This is a genomic window from Phytohabitans maris, assembly GCF_031085175.1.
GTDB lineage: Bacteria > Actinomycetota > Actinomycetes > Mycobacteriales > Micromonosporaceae > Phytohabitans > Phytohabitans maris.
In genome coordinates this window covers 73,587-94,128 of the sequence record NZ_JAVHUY010000021.1, presented here as the reverse complement: position 1 = coordinate 94,128, position 20,542 = coordinate 73,587, and the positions used below count along the sequence as shown (strand labels likewise).

Here is a 20,542-nt window from a genome sequence, read left to right as displayed (position 1 = left end):
CTCTTCGGTCGTGGGGGCCACAACCTCGGGAGCTGCTCAGACGGGCCGGTCTTCGATCGAAGCGCCCGGGGGCCGGATGCGGCAGCCCGGGGGCCACTACCGAGGACCGGTGCGTCGATCCGCTCCCGGGCCCCCTCGTGTGGGACGGGGGAGCGACCCGTGCCGCTCCCCCGATGGTGCTACCGCCGCAGGCCGAGCCGTTCGATGATCGACCGGTAGCGGTTGATGTCCTTCTTCGCCATGTAGTTCAGGAGGCGGCGGCGGCGACCCACCAGAAGCAGCAGGCCACGACGGCTGTGGTGGTCGTGCTTGTGCACCTTGAGATGCTCGGTGAGGTCGGCGATCCGCTTGGTGAGCACCGCGACCTGCACCTCCGGGGAACCGGTGTCCCCTTCGACGGTCGCGTACTCTTCCCTGATCTTGGCTTTGGCTTGCTGGTCGAGCGCCATTTTCTCCCTGTTTCCGTGGATTGTCATGGTCTCGGACCCGCGGCGTCGTGCAGGCAGCCGAAACCCAACGGCTGTGCTATGGGGTGCTGGTCGTGGGGGGGGGGGGGGGGGGGGGGCCGGGCGCGGCGCGCGGCGCCCGGCCGCCCACACGCCCCGACCACCCCCCCCCCCCCGCGGGGGGGGGGGGGGGGGGCGGGGGGGGCGCGGCCCCCCCCCCCCCCCCCCCCCCCGCGCCGGGGAAATCAGTAACTCGACGTTCACGTAACACTACCAGCCCGTGGGACGCTACCTGCTCAGCACTGTCCGGGTCTGCGCCACGTCCTCCTTGATCTGGGCGATCAGGGGCTCGACCCCGTCGTACTTGACCTGGCCGCGCAGGTTGGCCACGAACTCCAGGCCGAGGCGCTCGCCGTAGAGGTCGCCGTCGAAGTCCAGGATGTGCGCCTCGACCCGCCGGTCCTCGCCGGAGAAGGTCGGGTTGGTGCCCACCGACGCCGCGGCCGGCAGCCGCTGGCCGCCCCGGATCACCCACCCGGCGTACACGCCGTCGGCCGGGACCGCGGTGTGGGTGCCGGTGAGGAAGTTGGCCGTGGGGAAGCCGAGCTCGCGCCCGCGCTGGTCGCCCCGGACGATCACACCCTCCACCCGGTGCGGGCGGCCGAGCGCCTCGGCCGCCGCGGCCACGTCGCCGGCCGCGACACAGGCCCGGATGTACGTCGAGGAGAACATCGTGTCGGCGCTCGACACCAGCGGCGAGTCTTCGACCGCGAAGCCCCACCGGCGGCCCAGCTCGCGCAGCAGCGCCCCGTCGCCGGCCGCCTTGTGCCCGAAGCGGAAGTTGCCGCCCACGACGACGGCGGCCGCGTGCAGGTGCTCGACCAGCACGTCGTGCACGAACGCCTCCGGCGGGAGCCGGGAGAACTCGAGCGTGAACGGCACCACGCACAGCACGTCGACGCCGAGGTCGGCGATCAGCTCGGCCTTGCGCCGCGGCTCGGTGAGCACGGCGGGGTGGGTGCCCGGGCGGACCACCTCGGACGGGTGCGGGTCGAAGGTCACCACCACCGACTGGAGCCCCGCCTCCCGGGCCCGCTTCACCGCGTGCCCGATGGTCGCCTGATGTCCCCTGTGGACACCGTCGAACACGCCGATGGTCACCACCGAGCGGCCGAACCCGCCCGGCACCGCCTCGTACCCCCGCCACCTCTCCATGCCGCCCAGCTTAGGCCGTGCGGTGGTGTGACCTGCGCTGTGTGCGTTATCACTGGGACTGTGGCACCCTCGGCCCGTGCCCGGTCTGGAAGTAGCCGCCATCTCGCTCGGCGCGGCGGTCGCGCGGGCGGCCTGCGGCGTCTGGCTCGGCGACCACCGGATAGCGGCCGAAGTCGGCGCCAGCGTGATCGACCAGGCGGCCGAGCGGCTGACCAGCGCCCGCGAGCGGCGCCGCTTCCACCGGATCTGGGACGAGGCCGCCGAGCTGGTCGCCGAGCGCATCCTCGCTCTCCGCGAGCCGCGCGACCTGCCGCCCAACGAGCGGGAGGCGGCGATCCACGCGGTGCGGGAAACGTTCGAGGCGGCCCGGCTCACCGAGGACGACCTGTTCAAACAGGACCTGGACGCCGGCTACCTGGACCGCTACCTGCGCGCCCAGGACCCCGGGCGGGCCGAGCGGGCCGGCCTCGCCGAGGGCGCGGTCCGCCTGTACGACCTGGTGCTGCGCGAGTGCGCCGCGTACGCGATCGAGGCCGTCCACGCACTGCCCGGCGCGGGCCTCGCCGGCATCACCGAGCTCCTGCGCCGCGACCGCCAGATCCTCGACGACATCCGCGCCGTGCTGGAGCGCCTGCCCGAGCGGCGCGGGCTGCACGACTTCGAGCGCGACTACCGCCAGCTCGTGGCCAACCGGCTCGACCAGGTCGAGTTCTTCGGGGTGACGCTGTCCGAGTCCAGCCGGCGCTACCCGCTCTCGGTCGCGTACCTCAGCCTCACCGCGCGGGCCGCCCGGGCGCCGGGCGACCTGCTCGGAGCCGACCAGGTGGAACGGGTCCTGGCCCGCTCCGACCGGCTCTTCGTGCGCGGGCAGGCCGGCACCGGCAAGACCACGCTGCTGCACTGGATCGCCGTGCACAGCGCCCGCGGCTCGTTCCCGGAGCGGCTCACGGCCTGGAACGGCACCGTCCCGTTCTTCCTGCCCCTGCGCCGGTACGCGGCGGCCGAGCTGCCCGCGCCCGAGGCGTTCCTGCAGGAGGTCGGGCGGCACATCGCGCAGGAGATGGCGCCCGGCTGGGTGCAGCGCCAGCTCCGCTCCGGGCGGGCGATCGTGCTGCTGGACGGCGTCGACGAGCTGGCCGAAGAGCGCCGCGACGAGGTGAAGCGGTGGCTGACCGACCTCATCACCGCGTTCCCGCGGGCCCGCTACGTGGTCACGTCGCGGCCGGCGGCGGCGCCCGAGGAGTGGCTCGCCGCGGCCGGCTTCCTCGCCGCCGAGCTCGAGCCGATGACCCCCACTCAGGTACGCGCGTTCGCGCACCGGTGGCACGAGGCGATCCGCAGCGGGTGCACCACCGAGCCGGAGCGCGCCGAGGTCACCGAGCAGGAGGAGAGGCTGCTCGACGCCCTCGACCACCACCGCCACCTGCGGCAGCTCGCCGGGTACCCGCTGCTGTGCGCCCTGCTCTGCGCGCTGCACCGGGACCGCCGCGGCCAGCTTCCCGGCAACCGCATGGAGCTGTACGAGATCGCGCTGCACATGCTCCTGGAGCGGCGCGACCGGGAGCGCCGGATCGACACCCAGCCGGTGATCGGCCGCACCGAGCAGACGCTGCTCCTGAGCGACCTGGCGTACTGGCTGATCCGCAACGGCTGGTCGGACGCGGCCCGGGCCGACGCGATCGACCGGCTGGCCGCGAAGCTGCGGGCGATGCCGCAGGTCAAGGCCGAGCCGGCCCAGGTCTACCGGGTACTGCTGGAGCGCACCGGCCTGCTGCGCGAGCAGGTCGAGGGGCGGGTCGACTTCGTGCACCGCTCGTTCGAGGAGTACCTCGCCGCCAAGCAGGCGGTCGACGAGGGCGACTTCGGGGTGCTGCGGGCGCACGCGCACGAGTCGCAGTGGCACGAGGTCGTGGTGATGGCGGCCGGCCACGCCAGCGCCGCCGGCCGGGAGGCGCTGCTGGGTGGCCTGCTCGCTCGCGCGCGCGAACGGGACGTCCCGCGTACGCACCGCGACCTGCTCGGCCTGGTCGCGCTCGCCTGCCTGGAGACCTCGCCGGAGCGCTCCCCCGCGCTCGAAAGGAGCATCCGCGAGGCCACCGCCAAGCTGGTACCGCCGCAGGGCGAGGCGGCCGCGCGGGCGCTGGGGCGGGCCGGGCCGTTCGCGATCGACCTGCTGATGGCGAGCGAGCCCAACAACGAGTACGCGGCGGTGCTCACCATCGAGGCGGTGCGCGAGTCGGGCGACCCGGCCGCGCTGCCGCTGCTGGCCCGCTTCGGCGGCGACTCGCGGCACAGCGTCGTGGACGCGCTCGTCCGGGCCTGGCCGCACTTCGACCCCGAGGAGTACGCCGCGCGGGTGCTGGCCGACTCGCCGCTGCACGCCGGGGAGCTGACCGTCGACGACCCCAGCCTGCTGCCCGCCCTGCGCTGGCTGCGCCGGCTGACCCACCTGACCGCGGCGGTGAGCGGGCCGGGCGGGCTGGGCTTCGTCCGCGACCTGCCGGCCCTGCGGGCGCTGGAGGTCGCGGCGTCACCGGGGCCGCTGGACCTGGCGCCCCTCGCCGGCCGGGCGAAGCTCGGCGCCCTCGTCGTGGCCGGCGACGTGACGAGCGTACGGGTGCTGACCGAGCTGCCCCTGCGCGAGCTGGCCCTCGGCGCGCCGAGCTTCTACCAGCTGGGCGGCGCCGAGCTGCCCGCGCTCAAGTCGCTGACGCTCTACCAGGTCACCACCGTCGAGCCGCTCGGCACGGTCGGCCTGCCCGGGGTGGCCCGGCTCGACCTGCACCTCGCGGACGGCTGGACCGCGGAGGCGTTTCCGGTGCTCCCGGGGCTGCGGCGGCTGGCCGTCCACTTCGCGACGCCACCGGATCTGGGCGCCCTGCGCGAGCTGACCGGCCCGGTGCTCGCCATCCACCACCACGGCCGCGGCCCGCTCGACCTGTCGCTGCTGGCCGGCCGCGCCAACGTACGGGTGCACCTGTACCGCCGCAGCGCGGAGGTGGTCGGCGAGGCCGGGTTGGGCCCGGGCAGCCTGGTCCGCAGCGCCTGGGAGGACGGCGTCACGAGCCGGTGAAGACCACCTCGGGTCGGGCCCGTCCGGCGCGCTCCCGCACGATCGCGAGCAGGCCGCCGTCCGGGGCGAAGACCGCGTAGGGGCCGTCGATCCCGGCCTGGTCCAGCGGCCCGCCGTGGGACAGCGTCCGGGCTTCGTCCACAGTGGCCTCCCGGGCGGCGAAGAACCGGCGCGCCGCGTCCGCGAGGGGCAGGTTGACCACCTCGGGCGCCACCTTCTCCAACTCCTCCAATGTGGACGCCTCGGCGAGCGTGAAGCCACCGACGGCGGTACGGCGCAGCGCCGTCAGGTGCCCGCCCACGCCCAGGCCGGCGCCGAGGTCACGGGCGATGGCCCGCACGTACGTCCCGGAGGAGCACACCACCTCGACGTCGACGTCCACCAGGTCCGGCGCCGGCCGCCGGATCGCCAGCGGGTCGAGGCGCGAGATGGTCACCGGCCGGGCGGCGAGCGTCACCTGCTCCCCCTCCCGCACCCGCTTGTACGCCCGCTTGCCGTCGATCTTGATGGCGCTGACCGCGCTGGGCACCTGCGCGATCTCGCCGGTGAGCCCGGCCAGCCCACCGCGGATCGCGTCGTCGGTCACGTCCCCGGCCGGCGTGGTGGCCACGACCTCGCCCTCGGCGTCGTCGGTGACCGTGGCCTGCCCGAGCCGGATGGTCGCGGTGTAGCCCTTGGCCGACCCGATCACGTACGTCAGCAGCCGCGTCGCCCGGCCCACCCCGATCACCAGCACGCCGGTCGCCATCGGGTCGAGCGTGCCCCCGTGCCCGACCCGGCGTGTGCGCGCCAGCCGCCGTACGCGTGCGACGACGTCGTGCGACGTCATCCCGCCGGCCTTGTCCACGACCACCAGCCCGTCCGTACTCACGCGCGCAAGTCTCCACTAGGGCAGGTCGAGGAACTCGCGCGGTCCTACCGCACCGCGCCGACCACGGCCCAGGCGCCGGAGCGCATGCGGAGCAGCAGGGTGACCAGGCGCAGCACGATGAAGAGCGACAGCCCGGCCCAGATGCCGCCGAGCCCGGCGTCCAGCGCGTAGGCGAGCCACACCACCGGCAGGAAGCCGGCGAGCGCGGCCACGATCGTGACGTTGCGCAGATAGCGGGCGTCGCCGGCGCCGATGAGCACGCCGTCCAGGGCGTAGACGACACCGGCCAGCGGCAGCAGCGCGACGAACCACGGCCAGGCCACCAGTGCCTGGTCGCGGACCGCGGGGTCGCCGCTGAACCAGCCCGGCACCACGTCCGCCCCCGCCCCGATCACGACGGCGAAGCACGCCCCGCAGACGCCGCCGATCAGCGCGATCCGCCGGCCCAGGTCGCGGGCCTCGCGGTCGTACCCGGCGCCGAGCGCGGCACCGACCAGCGACTGGGCGGCGATCGCCACCGCGTCGAGGGCGAGCGCGCAGAAGAACCACAGCTGGACGGTGATCTGGTGCGCGGCGACGACCGCCGTGCCGAAGCGGGCGGCCACCGCGGTCGCGGAGAGGAAGCAGGCCTGAAACGCCGAGCCGCGGATCAGCAGGTCGCGGCCGAGCACGATCTGCTGGCCGATCACCTCGGGGCGCGGGCGCAGCGACACCCGCTCGGCGACCAGCGCCCGGGCGAAGAGGACGCCGGCGACGGTCTGCGCGACCACGTTGGCCACGGCCGAGCCGACCAGCCCGAACCCGGCCGGGTACACCAGGATCGGGCAGAGCACCGCGGAGAGCGCGTTGGCGCCGAGCACGTAGTAAAGCGGACGTCGGGTGTCCTGTACCCCGCGCATCCAGCCGTTGCCGGCCGCGGCCAGGAGCAGGCCGGGGGCGCCCAGCGCCGCGATCCGCAGCCACTGCGCGGCGGCGCCGGCCACGACCGGGTCGCCACCGCCGAGGGTACGGGCGAGCGGGCCGGCCGCCACCTGAGCGACCACGGCCAGCGCGAGCCCCACGCCGAACGCGAGCCACGACGCCTGCACCCCCTCGGCGACCGCGGCGGCCCGGTCCCCGGCGCCGAACCGGCGGGCGGAGCGGCCGGTCGTGCCGTACGCCATCACGGTGCCCAGCCAGGCGGCGGCCGACATCACCGTGCCACCGATCGCGAGGGCGGCCAGCGGGACGCTGCCCAGGTGACCCACGACCGCGGTGTCGACGAGCACGTAGATCGGCTCGGCGGCCAGCACGATCAGCGCGGGCAGCGCGAGAGCCGCGACCCGGCGCGAGGAGTACGGGGACATCGCCCGCAATCCTGACACCGGTCGCGTAATGACCGCAACGTTCCTAGGTACTTACACTGAAGAGCGAGCGCGGTTCGCCGTACTCCTTGATCTCGGAGCGGGTGGTCCGGATGAGCTCACGCGACCGGCGCCAGCCGGAGACCTGCTCGGTGTAGCGCGCGCCCTTGGCGCGGGCGACGACGGTCCAGGGCATGCCGAAGCCCACCCGGAGCACGGTGACGATCGGCAGCAGCAGGAGCAGCAGGAGCCACTCGGCCACGAAGACGGCGGCGACGAGGATGGCCGGCAGGACGACGATCACGGCGAGGACGCCGATCGCGATCAGGAAGCCGATGGGCTCGTCACCGCTCACCGGAAAGTCGGGGACACCGCCGCCGACATCGGCACCGCGGGGACGCCACCGCCAGGGCAACCAGCGCCGGCCGACCCACCACCGGCGGCCGTCAGGGCCTTCGATCCGCATGCCGTGGCATGGTGCCACGGCCAATCAAGAGCGTGCGTTACTGGCGCGTGTCCATCGAGGTCTGCAGGGCGCGGCGGGCCTGCTCGCGCTCTTCCTCAGAGGTCTGCGGCTTGGGCTTGCTGGCCATGGGAACGGCGATCCTTCCAGGGCGTGTGCGGCGCGCGGCATGCGAGGCCACACAGCGGGCGGTCGTGCGGTGCGCCGGGACGGCCCTCCGGGATCGCCGGAGCGACAGTGGCGCGAGCCCGGGTCGGTCGGACCCTGGAGGCAACACCGGCCGCACGCGGCGCTCATGGATACGAACTCACGCACGAACCGGCACGCAACGCCAACCAAGTTAGCGTTAAGTCAGATGAACGCGCCCTAGGTTCCCGGCATACGGACCGGTAGCGGAAGGAAACGCTGCGTCGTCATGCCCCTCGAAGCTCGGCCCGGATGGACCCGATCACGTCATCGACCGAGCCCCGCCCGGTGAAGCCCGCGGCCAGCCGGTGGCCGCCCCCGCCCAGCGCCACCGCGACCCGGCTCACGTCGACCGCGCCCTTGCTGCGCATCGACACCGCCCACTCGCCCGGGCCGGCCTGCTTGACCACGCAGCTCACATCGGCCTCCGCCGCGCAGCGCACGGAGTCGATGAGCGCCTCCAGCACGTACGGCTTCTGGCCGTGGCGGGCCAGGTCGTCGAGCGTCGCGTACGTCCACACGAGCCCCACCCCGCCGGCCGCCTCGGGCTCCAGCTTGGCGCGCTGCAGCACGTCACCGTAGAGCCGAACCGCGCCGAACGGGCGGGTGTCGAAGATCCGGCGGGAGATGACACCCGGGCTGATGCCGGTCGCGATGAGCCGGGCGGCCATCTCGTGCACCGCCGGGGTGGTCATGTCGAACCGGAACGAGCCGGTGTCGGTGGCCAGCGCCACGTACAGGCACTGGGCGATCTCCGCGTCGAGCGGCACCTCCAGCCGGTTGAGCAGCCCCTCGGCCACCACGGAAGTGGCGGCGGCACCGGGGTCGACCAGGTGGATGCCGCCGAACCGGGTGTTGGAGGCATGGTGGTCGAGCACCACGGCGGCGCCGGCCGTGCCGAGCCGGTCGGCCAGCCCGCCGAGCCGCGAGGCGCTCGCCGCGTCGAAGCAGAGGAACAGGTCCGGTGCCGGATACGCGTCGGCGGCCGGCACCAGCAGGTCGAGGCCGGGCAGCCAGCGGAACGGCTCGGGCACCTCCGGCGGCCCGGCGTACCCGTCGTCGCCGGACCCGGCCGTCGCGCCCGGGAACGTCGCCTGGAGCTGGGTGATCCCCAGCCGGCGCAGGCCCAGCGCCATGCCGAGCATGCTGCCCAGCGCGTCGCCGTCCGGGTTGACGTGGCAGACCAGCAGCACCGTGCCACCCGCCGGCAGCCCGTGCACGGCGGCGACGGCGGCGGCCCAGTCGGCGGCGGTCGGCTCGGCCGTCTCCGCGGCCGGCACCTCCACCACGGAGGTCACGGCCGGTCCCGGGAGTCGTCCGCGGCGGCGTCCGGCTCGTCGGACTCGTCCTCCTCGGACTCCTCCTTGTACGGGTTGGACTCGCCCGCGTACTCCGCGCCGGCCGCCATCCGCTGCACCTCGGCGTCGGCGGTGCGCGCCTGGGCGAGCAGGTCGTCGATGTGCTTGGCGTGGTCCTGCACGTCGTCGTGGATGAAGGTCAGCGTCGGCGAGTGGCGCAGCCCGAGCGCCTTGCCCACCGTGCTGCGCACGAGCCCCTTGGCGCTGTCGAGGGCCGCCGCGGTGCCCGCCTGGGCCGCCGCGTCACCGAGCACCGTGTAGAAGACCGTGGCGTCGCGCAGGTCGGCGGTGATCCGGGCGTCCGTGATGGTGATCATGCCGAGGCGGGGATCCTTGATCTGGGTGCGCACCACCGAAGCCACCAGCTCCCGCACCCGTTCCGCGTGCCGGCGTACCTTGGCCGGGTCCGTCATCTCGCCACCTCCGGAAGCTCCATTTGCGCGCACCCGGCCAGGCGGCCGGAGACACCCGCCAACCCTCTGCACACTACCCGTGTGAGCAGCACAAAATCAGTCCTCGTCGCCGTGTAGCCGGCGCCTCACGGACAGCAGTTCGAGCTCCGGGCGGCCGGCGACGAGCCGCTCGCAGGAGTCGAGCACCTCCCCCACGTGCCCGGGCTCGGCGGCCACCACCGCCACCCCGATCTCCGCCCGCCCGTGCCGGTCGAGCGCGCCGACCTCGGCCACGGAGACCTCGAACTTGCGCAAGGCCGCGACGATCGGCCGCACGTACGAGCGCTTGGCCTTCAACGAACGTGAGTCCCCTGGGAGGAGCACGTCAAACACAGCGGTTCCGGTGTACACGCCGAGAGAACTTACTGGCCCGACGCGAAGCGCCCCGCCGGCGGGTGCCGGCGGGGCGCTCTACGAACCACGCGTCTCAGGCGCGCGTCTTCTCCCGCATCTCGAACGTCTCGATGACGTCGTCGACCTGGATGTTGTTGTAGCCCTGGAGCGTCAGACCACACTCGAAGCCCTCGCGGACCTCGGTCGCGTCGTCCTTGAACCGCTTGAGCGAGCTGATCGTGAGGTTTTCCGCCACCACGACCCCGTCGCGGATGAGCCTCGCCTTGGCGTTGCGCCGCAGGAGGCCGGACCGGACGATACAACCCGCGATGTTGCCGACCTTGGACGAACGGAAGACCTCGCGGACCTCCGCCGAGCCGAGCTCGACCTCTTCGTACTCGGGCTTGAGCAGGCCCTTGAGCGCCGCCTCGATCTCCTCGATGGCCTGGTAGATGACCGTGTAGTACCGGATCTCCACGCCCTCGCGGTCGGCGATCTCGCGGACCTTGTTGGAGGCCCGCACGTTGAAGCCGATGATCGTCGCGGCCTCGGACGAGGCGCTGGCGAGCATGACGTTGCTCTCGGTGATCGCGCCGACGCCCCGGTCGAGGATCTTGAGCTGCACCTCGTCTGGGATGTCGAGCTTGAACAGCGCATCCTCCAGGGCCTCCACCGAACCGGAGACGTCGCCCTTGAGGATGAGGTTGAGCGTGGTCTTCTCGCCTTCCTTGATCTGCTCCATGAGCGTCTCGAGGGTGGCCCGACCGCGGGAGTTGGCGAAGCTCGCCGCCCGCCGCCGCGCCTGGCGCTGCTCGGCGATCTGCCGCACGGTGCGGTCGTCGGTCGCGGCGAGGAACGTGTCGCCCGCGCCCGGCACCGCCGTGAGGCCCAGCACCAGCACCGGACGGGACGGGCCCGCCTCGACGACCGGCTTGCCGTTTTCGTCGAGCATGGCGCGGACGCGGCCGTGCGCCCCACCGGCGACGATCGAGTCGCCGGCGCGGAGCGTGCCCTTTTGCACCAGCACCGTGGCCACCGCGCCCCGGCCCTTGTCGAGGTGTGCCTCGATGGCCACACCCTGGGCCGGACCGTCGATCGCAGCGGTCAGCTCGAGCGACGCGTCGGCGGTCAGCAGGACGGCCTCGAGCAGGTCGTCGATGCCGATGCCCGGCTTGGCCGCGACGTTGACGAACATCGTGTCGCCGCCGTACTCCTCGGCCACCAGCCCGTACTCGGTGAGCTGCTGGCGCACCTTGTCCGGGTTGGCCTCCGGCTTGTCGACCTTGTTGACCGCGACCACGATCGGCACCTCGGCCGCCTTGGCGTGGTTGAGCGCCTCGATCGTCTGCGGCATGACGCCGTCGTCGGCCGCGACGACCAGGATGACGATGTCGGTCACCTGGGCACCACGGGCACGCATGGCGGTGAACGCCTCGTGACCCGGGGTGTCGATGAAGGTGATCGCCCGCTCGGCGCCATCGTGCTCGACCATGACCTGGTAGGCACCGATGTGCTGGGTGATGCCGCCGGCCTCGCCCTCGATCACGTTGGTCTTGCGGATCGCGTCGAGCAGCTTCGTCTTACCGTGGTCGACGTGACCCATGACGGTCACGACCGGCGGCCGGCTGACCAGCCGGTCTTCGTCGACCGCCGCGTCGAGGTCGATGTTGAACTGCGCGAGCAGCTCGCGGTCCTCGTCTTCGGGGCTGACGATCTGCACGTCGAAGCCGAGGTGCTCGCCGAGCAGCAGCAACGTGTCGTCGGAGCACGACTGCGTCGCCGTCACCATCTCGCCCAGGTTGAACATCTCCTGGACCAGCGAACCGGGGTTGGCGTTGATCTTGTCGGCGAAGTCGGAGAGCGACGCACCGCGCGAGAGCCGGACGACCTGGCCCTGACCGCGCGGAGCACCGGAACTCATCTGCGGCGCGGACAGGTTGTCGAACTCTTGACGGCGCTGCTTCTTGGACTTGCGACCGCGGGTCGGCTTCCCGCCGGGACGCCCGAAGGCACCCGCCGCTCCACCGCCGCGACCGCGGCCACCGCCACCGGGACGGCCGGCACCGCCGGCACCCGCCGGGGCGCCACCGGGACCGCCGCGGTAACCACCACCGCCGCCGCCACCGCCGGGACCGCCACCGCCGCCGCGGAAGCCACCGCCGCCACCGCCGCCGGGACCGCCACCGCCGCCGCGGAAGCCACCGCCACCGCCGCCGCCGGGACCGCCACCGCCGCCGCGGAAGCCACCGCCACCGCCGCCACCGGGACCGCGCCCGCCGCCGCCGGGGCCACGGCCACCGCCGGGACCACCGGGGCCGCCGCCGGGTCGGCCGGGCCGCTGCGTCGGCATGGACGCCGGGCTCGGCCGCGGCGGCATGGACGCCGGGCTCGGCCGCGGCGGCATCGAGGCCGGGTTGGGCCGGGGGCCGCCACCGCCACCACCGCCGCTGGCCGCGGGGCGCTGACCGCCGGGCGTGATGCCGAACGGGTTGTTGCCGCCGCTGCGCGGGGGGCGCGGACCGGGACGCCCGGGACCCGGGCTGGGTGCCGCGGGAGGCGTGGGCCGACCGGCGGCCGGGGAGCCGGGCCGCGGAGGCACCGCGCCCGGACCGGGCTTGGGCCGGGTAGCACCGTCGGCCGGGGGCTCCCGGCGCGCGGTGTCACGCTGCTTAGCTGCCTGCTGGGCGGCCTTGACCGCCGCCTCCTGGTCGCGCTTGAGCCGCGCCGCACGCTCCTCGGCCGCGGCGACTTCGATGTCGTGGGCGCTCGCGGGCTTGGCGACGGGGGCGGGCTGGGGCGGACCGGGGACGGGGGCCTTTGGCCGGGCCGAGGGCCCGGGAGCGGGCGTCGCCCGCCGGGGCGGCGCGGGGCGCGCCGAGACCTTCTGGGGCGCCGGGGCCGGTGCGGCTGGTGCCGCCGGAGATGCGGCCGGTGCCGGTGGGGCGGCCGAAGCCGCCGCGGGGGCTTGCGATTGTGCGGCGAACGCACCGCGCAGCCGCCGGGCGACCGGCGCCTCCACAGTGCTCGACGCGGACTTGACGAACTCGCCCATCTCCTTCAGCTTGGCGAGCACGGTCTTGCTTTCGACCCCGAGCTCTTTCGCGAGCTCGTGTACGCGGGCCTTGCCTGCCACTGCACTCCTCACTCCGAGGTCGTGCGGGCGGCACCCGCAGCGACCTCACTCCTGCACTTGAAGCCTGGTCATTTCAGCGACTTCATCGTGTGCTCATGTCGGTCGTCCTACCTTGCTCTTTGCGACCCCCGACCGGCCTGCTGGCCGGTCGTAGTGGCTACCGCACGGATGTGCTCGGCCAGCGCACCGGTGTCCAGGACACCGGTGAGGCGCAGCGCTCGCCCGAAGGCTCGACGCCGCTCCGCCAGCGCGAAGCAAGCCGGATCAGGATGCAGGTGAGCTCCCCGACCCGGCAGTCTACGGGCCGGATCCACCATGAGGCTGTGGCCAGCCTCACTGGGAACCGCGACAACCCGTAGCAAATCGGTGGCCGCCGCCCGCTGCCGGCAACCCACACAGGTGCGCACCGGCCGCGCACGTCGTACCAACAGAGAGTCTACCCCTACGCCTCGGCGACCGCGCCGCCTGGCTCGGTCGCATGATCGCTACCGGCGGGCCGCGCCGGCTCGTTGTCCGGGCGGATGTCGATCCGCCATCCGGTGAGCCGCGCGGCGAGCCGGGCGTTCTGCCCTTCCCGACCGATCGCGAGCGAGAGCTGGAAGTCCGGAACGGTGACCCGAGCGGTACGGGTCGCCGCGTCGATGACCTCCACGCGCAGCGCCTTGGCGGGCGAGAGCGCGTTGCCGACGAAGTGGGCGGGATCGTCCGACCAGTCGATGATGTCGATTTTTTCACCGTGCAGCTCGCTCATCACCGCGCGGACCCGCTGGCCCATGGGACCGATGCAGGCGCCCTTGGCGTTGACCCCCGGCGCGGTCGAGCGTACGGCGATCTTGGTGCGGTGACCCGCCTCACGGGCGATCGCCGCGATCTCCACCGTGCCGTCGGCGATCTCCGGCACCTCCAGCGCGAAAAGCTTCTTCACGAGGTTGGGGTGCGACCGGGAGAGCGTGATCTGTGGGCCGCGGAAGCCCTTGGCCACGTGGACGACGACGCAGCGGATCCGCTGGCCGTGCCCGTAGATCTCGCCGGGCACCTGCTCGGAGTGGGGCAGTACCGCCTCCAGCTTGCCCAGGTCGACGGTGACGATGCCCTTTTCCGAGCGCGCCTCGTGCGCCTGCACCACGCCGGTCACCAGGTCGCCGTCGCGGCCCACGTACTCGCCGAAGTGCACCTCGTCGGTGGCCTCGCGCAACCGCTGCAGGATGACCTGCTTGGCGGTCATCGCGGCGATGCGGCCGAAGTCGTGCGGGGTGTCGTCCCACTCGCGGATCACGGCGCCGTCCGGGTCCAGCTCCTGCGCGTACACGAGCGCGGCGCCGGTCTTCCGGTCGATCTCCACCCGCGCGTGCGCCTCGGCGCCCTCCGTGTGCCGGTACGCGGTCAGCAGCGCGGTCTCGATCGCCGCGAGGATCGTGTCGAACGGGATCTCCCGCTCCCGTTCGAGGGCGCGCAGCGCCGCGAGGTCGATGTTCACCTCTCCTCGTCCTCCTCGTCGATCTCATCGATCTCGTCGTCCTCGTCGGCGCCCTCGACCTCACCCCACCGGGTGAACTCCAGCTGCACCCGGCCTGGCCCGAGGTCGGCGTGGGCCACCTCCTGGACGGTGCCGTCGACATCGAGCGTCACGCCGTCGTCGCCGGCGGCCTTGATCCGCCCGGTGACCTGCCGCCCGGCCACGCTCGCCTTCACCAGCCGCCCGACGTTGCGCCGCCAGTGCCGGGGCAGGGTCAGCGGCCGGTCCACGCCGCGCGAGCTGACCTCCAGCTCGTACTCCCCGGGCAGCAGGTCGCCCTCGGTCTCCTCGGCCGCGTCGAGCGCCGCCGAGACGGTCCGGGAGACGTCGGCGATGTCGTCGAGGCTCACGCCCCGGTCGCCGTCGATCGTCACCCGCACCACGTGCCGCCGCCCGGCCCGGGAGACCGCGAGGTCCTCCAGGTCGTACCCGGCGGCGGTCACCACCGGCCGCACGACGGCGGCGACCCGCTCCTTGGACACCCGCGGCTGCGGGGTCCGGTCGGCGCCGGCCGGCGGGCGGCGGCGGTCGCCGGAGCTTCGAGATGGAGTGGTGCGACCACGCTGAGTCATCAGGCGCACCTCTCTCCGTCACTCGGGCCACCCGACCGCCGTCTCTCCGGCCTGGTTAGGCGGCCATGCCTCCTTGCCACCGGACCGATGAGCGTCCGGTGGCTGCGCAGAGCGTAACGCGCCGGAGCCCGTCGGGGACGGCCGCCGCACCGACCTTCCCACCGTCGGGCCTCCTCCCTTCGACCCCGGCACCTCGTCCGGAGAGCGGCCCGATCACCCCAGGCCTCCTCCCTTCGACCCCGGCACCTCATCCGGAGAGCGGCCCGATCACCCCAGGCGGAGGTTTCCGGGAGTGGGGTGCCTGGCTGGTGGCGGGAGTACGGCAGACTTTGCCCGTGCGGAGCTGGCCTGAACTGCGACAGCCGTCCCGCCGTGGAGTGCTGGCCGCGGCGGTGGGGGCCGCCGTGCTGGGCCCGATCAGCGGGTGCGGCCTCTTCGGCGACGAAGAGGAGAAGGCTCCGCCCCCGGCGCCCGACCCGCTCGCTCCACTGCTCACCGAGGCGCTCTCCCTGGCCGGCCAGCACGAGGCCGCGATCACCGCGTTTCCCGTCCTCGCCGACCGGTTGACCCCGGTCGCGCAGGCGCATCGCGAGCACGCGACCGCCCTGACCAAGGTGATCAAGGCGCCGGCACCGAGCGCGTCCGCCTCCCCGGACCCCTCGGCCAGCCCCACCCCGCCCGGCGGCGACGCGAAGAGCACGCTCGCCGCGCTGCGGAGCGCGGAGGTCAAGGGGCAGAAGAGCGCCGCGCAGGCCTGCCAGGCCGCGCCGGCCGATCGTGCCGCGCTGCTCGGCTCGATCGCCGCGGCCCGCGCGACACACCTGGAAGTGGTCCGGTGAACGCAACGCGACCTGGTCCGCGACCATTCCCGTCCGGGAGCACCCGATGAGCCCCGAGGCGCTGGCCGCCGCGCTCGACGCCGAGCACGCCGCGATCTTCGCGTACGGGCCGATCGGGGTCCGCCTCGACACCGCCTCGGCCGCGGACGCCCGGCAGGCCGAGGCCACCCACCGCGGTCGCCGGGACGCGCTCGTGCTCCGGCTGACCGAGCTGGGCGCGACCCCTCCGCCGGCGGCGCCGAGCTACGCGCTGCCGTACCCGGTCACCGACCGGGCCGCCGCGCTCAAGCTGGCCACCGAGATCGAGGAGCGTACGGCGGCGGTGTGGCGGGCCGCCCTGCCGCAGACCACGGAGGCCGACCGCTCCACCGCGCTCGCCGCGCTCACCGACTGCGCGGTCCGGGCCACCCGCTGGCGCCGCCGCGCCGGAGTCAGCCCGGCGACCGTCCCCTTCCCCGGCCGGGCCGCCTGACAACCCCCACCCTTGCCCCCGCCATACCGAGTATGCATACTCGGTAGCCATGTCCATCCGTCACGGCCTCCTGGCGCTGCTCGAACGTGGCCCCATGTACGGCTACCAGCTCCGCGCCGCCTTCGAAGAGTCGACCGGCACGACGTGGCCGCTCAACATCGGGCAGGTCTACACGACCCTGTCCCGCCTCGAACGGGACGGCCTCGTGCGCCCGCTGCCGGAGAACGACGGGGGGCAGCGGCCGTACGAGATCACTGATCCGGGCCGCGACGAGCTGGCGCAGTGGTTTGCCACCCCGATCAGCCGCACCGACCGCCCCCGGGACGAGCTGGCGATCAAGCTCGCGCTGGCGCTCACCACCCCCGGCGTCGACGTGCGGGCGGTCGTGCAGACCCAGCGGACGGCGACAATGCGGGCACTACAGGAGTACACCCGCCTCAAGAGCCGGGAGACCGAGACCGTCGACCTGCCGTGGCGGCTCGTGCTCGACGCGATGATCTTCCAGGCCGAAGCGGAGATCCGCTGGTTGGACCATTGCGAGGCGAGCCTGATGCGTTTTCCACCCCCGCCACCCAAGGCGGTACCGGCGACGGCGCCGGACCCTGAGCACAGCGAGGTGACCCACTCATGATCCTCGAACTACGCGACGTGCACCGCACCCACGGCAGCGGCGCGGCGGTCGTGCACGCGCTGCGCGGCGTGACGCTCGGGGTACGCCCCGGTGAGCTGACCGCCGTCATGGGCCCGTCCGGCTCCGGCAAGTCCACGCTGCTCAACCTCGCCGGCGGCCTCGACCGCCCCACCCAGGGCGGCGTGTACGTCGAGGGCAAGCTGCTCGGCGAGCTCTCCAAACGGCAGCTCGCCGCACTGCGCCGGCGCTCGGTCGGCTACGTCTTCCAGGACCTCAACCTGCTGCCCAGCCTCACCGCCGCGGAGAACGTCGCGCTCCCCCTCGAGCTGGACGGCATGAGCGTACGGAAGGCGCGCCGGCTCGCCGTGGCCGCGCTGGACGAGGTGGGCCTCGCCGACCTCGGCCCCCGCTTCCCCGACGACATGTCCGGCGGCCAGCAGCAGCGGGTGGCGATCGCCCGGGCGCTGGTCGGCGACCGCCGCCTCGTACTGGCCGACGAGCCGACCGGCGCGCTCGACTCGCAGACCGGCGAGGCGGTGCTGCGGCTGCTCCGGGCCCGGGTCGACGCCGGGGCGGCCGGCGTACTGGTCACGCACGAGGCGCGGCACGCCGGCTGGGCCGACCGGGTGGTCTTCCTGCGCGACGGCGTCGTCGTGGACACGTCCGGCCCGCTGGCCCAGGCCGAAGAGCTGCTGGAGCCGGCCTCGTGATCCACCCCACGAAAACGCTCCGCTTCGCTCCACGTTTACGCGGGGCCCCCGGCATCTCCTGGCTGACCGCGCTGCGCATCGCGCGGCGGGAGGCGCGCCGGGCCAAGGGGCGCTCGGCGCTGGTGGTCGCGATGATCGCGCTGCCGGTGCTGGCGCTGACCTTCGCCGCCGCCTCGTACGACATGTTCCGGCTCCGCCCCGGCGAGCAGGCCGAACGCGAGATGGGCGCCGCCGACGCCCGGCTCATGTGGGGCTACGACGGGCGGGTCACGCAGGACCCGCGCGGCGACGGCTGGAGCGTCGACGGTGACGGACGCTCCGTGCCCCGTACCGAGCGGGAGATCCTCGCCGGCCTCCCCGCCGGCAGCCGGATCATCCCGTCGCTGGAGAGCTTCGCCGAGTTCCGTACCGCCGGCGGTATCGGCTCCCTGACCACCCGCGGCCTGGACGTACGCGACCCCCTCACCGCCGGGCTCGTCACGCTCCTCGCGGGGCGCGGGCCGGCCGACGACGGCGAGGTGGCGCTCAGCCCGCGGGCGGCCGAGCGGATCGGCGCCGGCATCGGCGGCACGGTCCAGAGCGCGGACCGCATCCGCTCCTGGACGGTCACCGGGCTCGTCGAGTTTCCGGACTCGCTCTTGGAGAAAGTGGTCTTCCTGCCCGGTGCCATGCCCACCGGCCCCAACTCGACGGACGGCGCCGCCTGGCTCTGGGACGCCCCCGCCCCGGTCAGCTGGGAGCAGGTCAAGCAGCTCAACCAGCGCGGCATGGTGGTCTTCTCGCGGGACGTGTTCCTGCACCCGCCGCCCGCGTCGCAGGTACCGGCGGGGTTCCGCTCCACCGGCGTCGACGCGCAGGCGGTCGGCGTCGGCGGCCTGGTCGCTGGCCTCGCGATCCTGGAGATCGTGCTGCTGGCCGGCCCGGCGTTCGCGGTGGGCGCCCGCCGCCGGCGGCGCGACCTCGGACTCGTCGCCGCCAACGGGGGTACCCCGGCACACCTGCGCCGCATCGTGCTCGCCGACGGCGTGGTGCTGGGCGCGCTCGGTGCCGGCGCCGGGCTGGTGCTCGGCGTCGCGGTCGCCTTCCTCACCCGCCCGCTGCTGGAGGTCCACGTCGTCAGCCAGCGGGCCGGCGGCTACCGGGCCTTTCCGCTCGCCCTCGCCGGCATCGCCGCGCTCGCGGTGGGTACCGGGCTGCTCGCCGCGCTCGTGCCGGCGTTCACCGCGGCCCGCGGCGACGTGGTCGCGGCCCTGACCGGGCGGCGCGGCAGCGTGCGCTCGCGCAAGCGCTGGCTGGTCGCCGGCGTCGTGCTCGCCGTGGTCGGCGCCGCCGTGACGTTCCTCGGCGCCCGCCGCACCGACATCAACGCCGTGCTGGCCGGCCTGATCCTCGGCGAGCTCGGGCTGGTGCTCTGCACCCCCGCCCTGGTGGGGCTCATCGCCCGGCTCGGCCGGGTGCTGCCGCTCGCGCCCCGGATCGCGCTGCGCGACACCGCCCGGAACCGGGCCGCCTCGGCACCGGCCATCGCCGCGGTCATGGCCGCCGTCGCCGGTAGCGTCGCCCTCGGCGTCGTGCTCACCGCCGAGCAGGAGCGCGACGACGCCGGCTACCGGGCCGGCATCCCCGCCGGAAACGCGCTCATCCAGTACCAGTACGGCGGCTCCGCCGAGGACCCGCGGGACGCCGGGAAGGGGCCCGACCTGGGGCGGGTGGCGGCGCTGGCCCAGGCGGCGTTCCCGGTGGTCGCCGCCGTCCCCGCGAACGAGGTCGCCTGCGCCGCCGGCACACCCACCGACGTCTACTGTGGACTCACTCCGCGCCTGCCGGCGGAGCGGGAGTGCCCGTGGGCCGACGACGGAGGCACGCTCAGCGCCGCCGACCAGCGCAAGGCCCGGCAGGACCCGCGCTGCGCGCAGGACACCGGCTGGTCGTCCGTCGGCTACGGCGGCATCGTCGCCACGCCGGACGCCCTCGCCGGGCTGACCGGGGCGACCGGCGACGACCTCGCCCGGGCCGAGGCGGCCATCGCCGCGGGTGGCGTCGTGCTCGGCGACCCGCGGTTCGTGGTCGACGGCAAGGTCACCCTGGAGATCTACGACGCCCGCCAGCAGGACGGTACGGTCACGGCCGCGGACCAGGCGAAGATACCCACGGTCGTGGTACCCGGGTACGCGGTCGCCACCGGCACGCCGCCGCACGGCTCCGCCATCCTCTCCAGCGGCGCGGTCGCGGCGGCCAAGCTGGCCGAGCGTCCGGCCGGCGTCGTGGTGGTCAACAGCCGGACGCCCACCACGGTGGAAGAGGACCGGCTGACCGCCAGCCTGCGCGACCTGGACCAGAGCCTGTTCGTCTCGGTCGAGCGCGGCCCTTCCCGCGGCTCCGACCCGATGCTGCTGATCCTCGCCGGCGCGGCCGGGCTGATCACGCTGGGCGCGGCCGGCATCGCCACCGGCCTGGCCGCCGCCGACGGCCGCTCCGACCTGTCCACGCTCGCGGCGGTGGGGGCCAGTCCGGGGGTACGGCGGCGGCTGTCGCTGAGCCAGTCGGGCGTGATCGCTGGCCTCGGCACGGTGCTGGGCGTGGCCGCCGGGCTCGGTGTCTCCGCCGCCGTCCTGTACGCCTACAACCAGGCCGGCGCCGACCGGTGGCCGGTCCAACCGGCGTACCCGGTCGGGGTGCCCTGGGGCAGCCTGGCGGTCGTCGCCGTCGTGCCGCTCGTGGCGATGCTCGGCGCGGGCCTGCTCACCCGCTCGCGGCTGCCGATCGAGGCGCGCCGCGCGACCTGATCCCGAAGTCGTGCCACAGGCGTGGCCGGCGGGCCCGCGCGGGCCCGCCGGCCGGCACGCTCGAAAGCATGACGCGATGGGCCGGACCGACGAGAAAGAACTGAGCGCTACCGCACGAACACGGTGATGCCGGAGAATGATCG

General features: G+C 74.2%; 18 protein-coding genes. 6 read left to right on the top strand and 12 right to left on the bottom strand.

Going from position 1 to position 20,542, the window contains the following annotated elements:
- Nucleotides 1-179: 179 nt before the first annotated feature.
- Together rpsO and RB614_RS22725 are read right to left on the bottom strand one after the other, a co-directional pair.
- Nucleotides 180-449 (bottom strand): 30S ribosomal protein S15, encoded by a 270-nt coding sequence (rpsO, locus tag RB614_RS22730; protein WP_308714609.1) that lies wholly within the window; start codon nt 447-449, stop codon nt 180-182.
- A 285-nt stretch (nt 450-734) separates the two neighbouring features.
- On the bottom strand, nt 735-1,661 hold the full coding sequence (locus tag RB614_RS22725) for a bifunctional riboflavin kinase/FAD synthetase (RefSeq protein ID WP_308714608.1): 927 nt from the start codon (nt 1,659-1,661) through the stop codon (nt 735-737).
- Nucleotides 1,662-1,737: 76 nt separating this feature from the next.
- On the opposite strand from RB614_RS22725, the gene RB614_RS22720 reads away from it, so the two are divergent.
- A complete protein-coding gene (locus RB614_RS22720; protein WP_308714607.1) occupies nt 1,738-4,734 on the top strand; it encodes an NACHT domain-containing protein in 2,997 nt (998 codons plus the stop codon).
- Here the strand turns inward: RB614_RS22720 and truB are convergent.
- The 10 genes from truB to rimP form a co-directional block, all read right to left on the bottom strand.
- On the bottom strand, nt 4,721-5,605 hold the full coding sequence (gene truB / locus RB614_RS22715) for a tRNA pseudouridine(55) synthase TruB (RefSeq protein ID WP_308714606.1): 885 nt from the start codon (nt 5,603-5,605) through the stop codon (nt 4,721-4,723). The two genes, RB614_RS22720 and truB, sit on opposite strands and share 14 nt — an antisense overlap.
- Nucleotides 5,606-5,649: 44 nt before the next feature.
- Nucleotides 5,650-6,951, bottom strand: coding sequence for an MATE family efflux transporter (locus RB614_RS22710; RefSeq protein ID WP_308714605.1), 1,302 nt, complete (start codon nt 6,949-6,951; stop codon nt 5,650-5,652).
- 43 nt (nt 6,952-6,994) lie between these two features.
- Nucleotides 6,995-7,414 carry a hypothetical protein gene (locus RB614_RS22705; RefSeq protein ID WP_308714604.1) on the bottom strand — a complete coding sequence of 140 codons (420 nt, stop codon included), beginning with the start codon at nt 7,412-7,414 and terminating at the stop codon, nt 6,995-6,997.
- Nucleotides 7,415-7,824: 410 nt separating this feature from the next.
- Nucleotides 7,825-8,886: a DHH family phosphoesterase gene (locus RB614_RS22700; RefSeq protein WP_308714664.1), complete on the bottom strand. Its 1,062-nt coding sequence runs from the start codon at nt 8,884-8,886 to the stop codon at nt 7,825-7,827.
- A 5-nt stretch (nt 8,887-8,891) separates the two neighbouring features.
- Nucleotides 8,892-9,368 (bottom strand): 30S ribosome-binding factor RbfA, encoded by a 477-nt coding sequence (gene rbfA / locus RB614_RS22695; RefSeq protein ID WP_308714603.1) that lies wholly within the window; start codon nt 9,366-9,368, stop codon nt 8,892-8,894.
- 96 nt (nt 9,369-9,464) lie between these two features.
- The gene (locus RB614_RS22690; RefSeq protein ID WP_308714602.1) at nt 9,465-9,758 is read right to left on the bottom strand and encodes a DUF503 domain-containing protein; all 294 of its coding nucleotides are present in this window, start codon (nt 9,756-9,758) and stop codon (nt 9,465-9,467) included.
- Between the two features lie 76 nt (nt 9,759-9,834).
- Nucleotides 9,835-12,873 carry a translation initiation factor IF-2 gene (gene infB / locus RB614_RS22685; protein ID WP_308714601.1) on the bottom strand — a complete coding sequence of 1,013 codons (3,039 nt, stop codon included), beginning with the start codon at nt 12,871-12,873 and terminating at the stop codon, nt 9,835-9,837.
- A gap of 107 nt (nt 12,874-12,980) precedes the next feature.
- Nucleotides 12,981-13,268, bottom strand: coding sequence for a YlxR family protein (locus RB614_RS22680; protein ID WP_428983094.1), 288 nt, complete (start codon nt 13,266-13,268; stop codon nt 12,981-12,983).
- Between the two features lie 47 nt (nt 13,269-13,315).
- On the bottom strand, nt 13,316-14,350 hold the full coding sequence (gene nusA / locus RB614_RS22675; protein WP_308714600.1) for a transcription termination factor NusA: 1,035 nt from the start codon (nt 14,348-14,350) through the stop codon (nt 13,316-13,318).
- Nucleotides 14,347-14,961: a ribosome maturation factor RimP gene (rimP, locus tag RB614_RS22670; protein ID WP_308714599.1), complete on the bottom strand. Its 615-nt coding sequence runs from the start codon at nt 14,959-14,961 to the stop codon at nt 14,347-14,349. The genes nusA and rimP overlap by 4 nt, the downstream gene beginning before the upstream one ends.
- Before the next feature lie 377 nt (nt 14,962-15,338).
- Here rimP and RB614_RS22665 point away from each other — a divergent pair, with 377 nt between their 5' ends.
- From RB614_RS22665 to RB614_RS22645, 5 genes are read left to right on the top strand one after another with little or no spacing between them, the layout of a single operon-like run.
- The gene (locus RB614_RS22665; RefSeq protein ID WP_428983093.1) at nt 15,339-15,800 is read left to right on the top strand and encodes a hypothetical protein; all 462 of its coding nucleotides are present in this window, start codon (nt 15,339-15,341) and stop codon (nt 15,798-15,800) included.
- A 46-nt stretch (nt 15,801-15,846) separates the two neighbouring features.
- Nucleotides 15,847-16,272 carry a ferritin-like domain-containing protein gene (locus RB614_RS22660; protein ID WP_308714597.1) on the top strand — a complete coding sequence of 142 codons (426 nt, stop codon included), beginning with the start codon at nt 15,847-15,849 and terminating at the stop codon, nt 16,270-16,272.
- Nucleotides 16,273-16,321: 49 nt separating this feature from the next.
- Entirely contained in the window at nt 16,322-16,903 is a 582-nt protein-coding gene (locus RB614_RS22655; protein WP_308714596.1) for a PadR family transcriptional regulator, read from the top strand.
- Nucleotides 16,900-17,613: an ABC transporter ATP-binding protein gene (locus RB614_RS22650; protein WP_308714595.1), complete on the top strand. Its 714-nt coding sequence runs from the start codon at nt 16,900-16,902 to the stop codon at nt 17,611-17,613. The genes RB614_RS22655 and RB614_RS22650 overlap by 4 nt, the downstream gene beginning before the upstream one ends.
- Nucleotides 17,610-20,399, top strand: a complete 2,790-nt coding sequence (locus tag RB614_RS22645; protein WP_308714594.1) for an FtsX-like permease family protein — start codon at nt 17,610-17,612, stop codon at nt 20,397-20,399. Before RB614_RS22650 ends, RB614_RS22645 begins: the two co-directional genes overlap by 4 nt.
- Nucleotides 20,400-20,542 lie beyond the last annotated feature (143 nt).

What these genes read in the sequence shown, in the direction of transcription:
- rpsO (WP_308714609.1), bottom strand. Translation starts at nt 449, where the DNA reads ATGGCGCTCGACCAGCAAGCCAAAGCCAAGATCAGGGAAGAGTACGCG.
- RB614_RS22725 (WP_308714608.1), bottom strand. Translation starts at nt 1,661, where the DNA reads ATGGAGAGGTGGCGGGGGTACGAGGCGGTGCCGGGCGGGTTCGGCCGC.
- RB614_RS22710 (WP_308714605.1), bottom strand. Translation starts at nt 6,951, where the DNA reads ATGTCCCCGTACTCCTCGCGCCGGGTCGCGGCTCTCGCGCTGCCCGCG.
- RB614_RS22705 (WP_308714604.1), bottom strand. Translation starts at nt 7,414, where the DNA reads ATGCGGATCGAAGGCCCTGACGGCCGCCGGTGGTGGGTCGGCCGGCGC.
- rbfA (WP_308714603.1), bottom strand. Translation starts at nt 9,368, where the DNA reads ATGACGGACCCGGCCAAGGTACGCCGGCACGCGGAACGGGTGCGGGAG.
- rimP (WP_308714599.1), bottom strand. Translation starts at nt 14,961, where the DNA reads ATGACTCAGCGTGGTCGCACCACTCCATCTCGAAGCTCCGGCGACCGC.
- RB614_RS22660 (WP_308714597.1), top strand. Translation starts at nt 15,847, where the DNA reads ATGAGCCCCGAGGCGCTGGCCGCCGCGCTCGACGCCGAGCACGCCGCG.
- RB614_RS22655 (WP_308714596.1), top strand. Translation starts at nt 16,322, where the DNA reads ATGTCCATCCGTCACGGCCTCCTGGCGCTGCTCGAACGTGGCCCCATG.
- RB614_RS22650 (WP_308714595.1), top strand. Translation starts at nt 16,900, where the DNA reads ATGATCCTCGAACTACGCGACGTGCACCGCACCCACGGCAGCGGCGCG.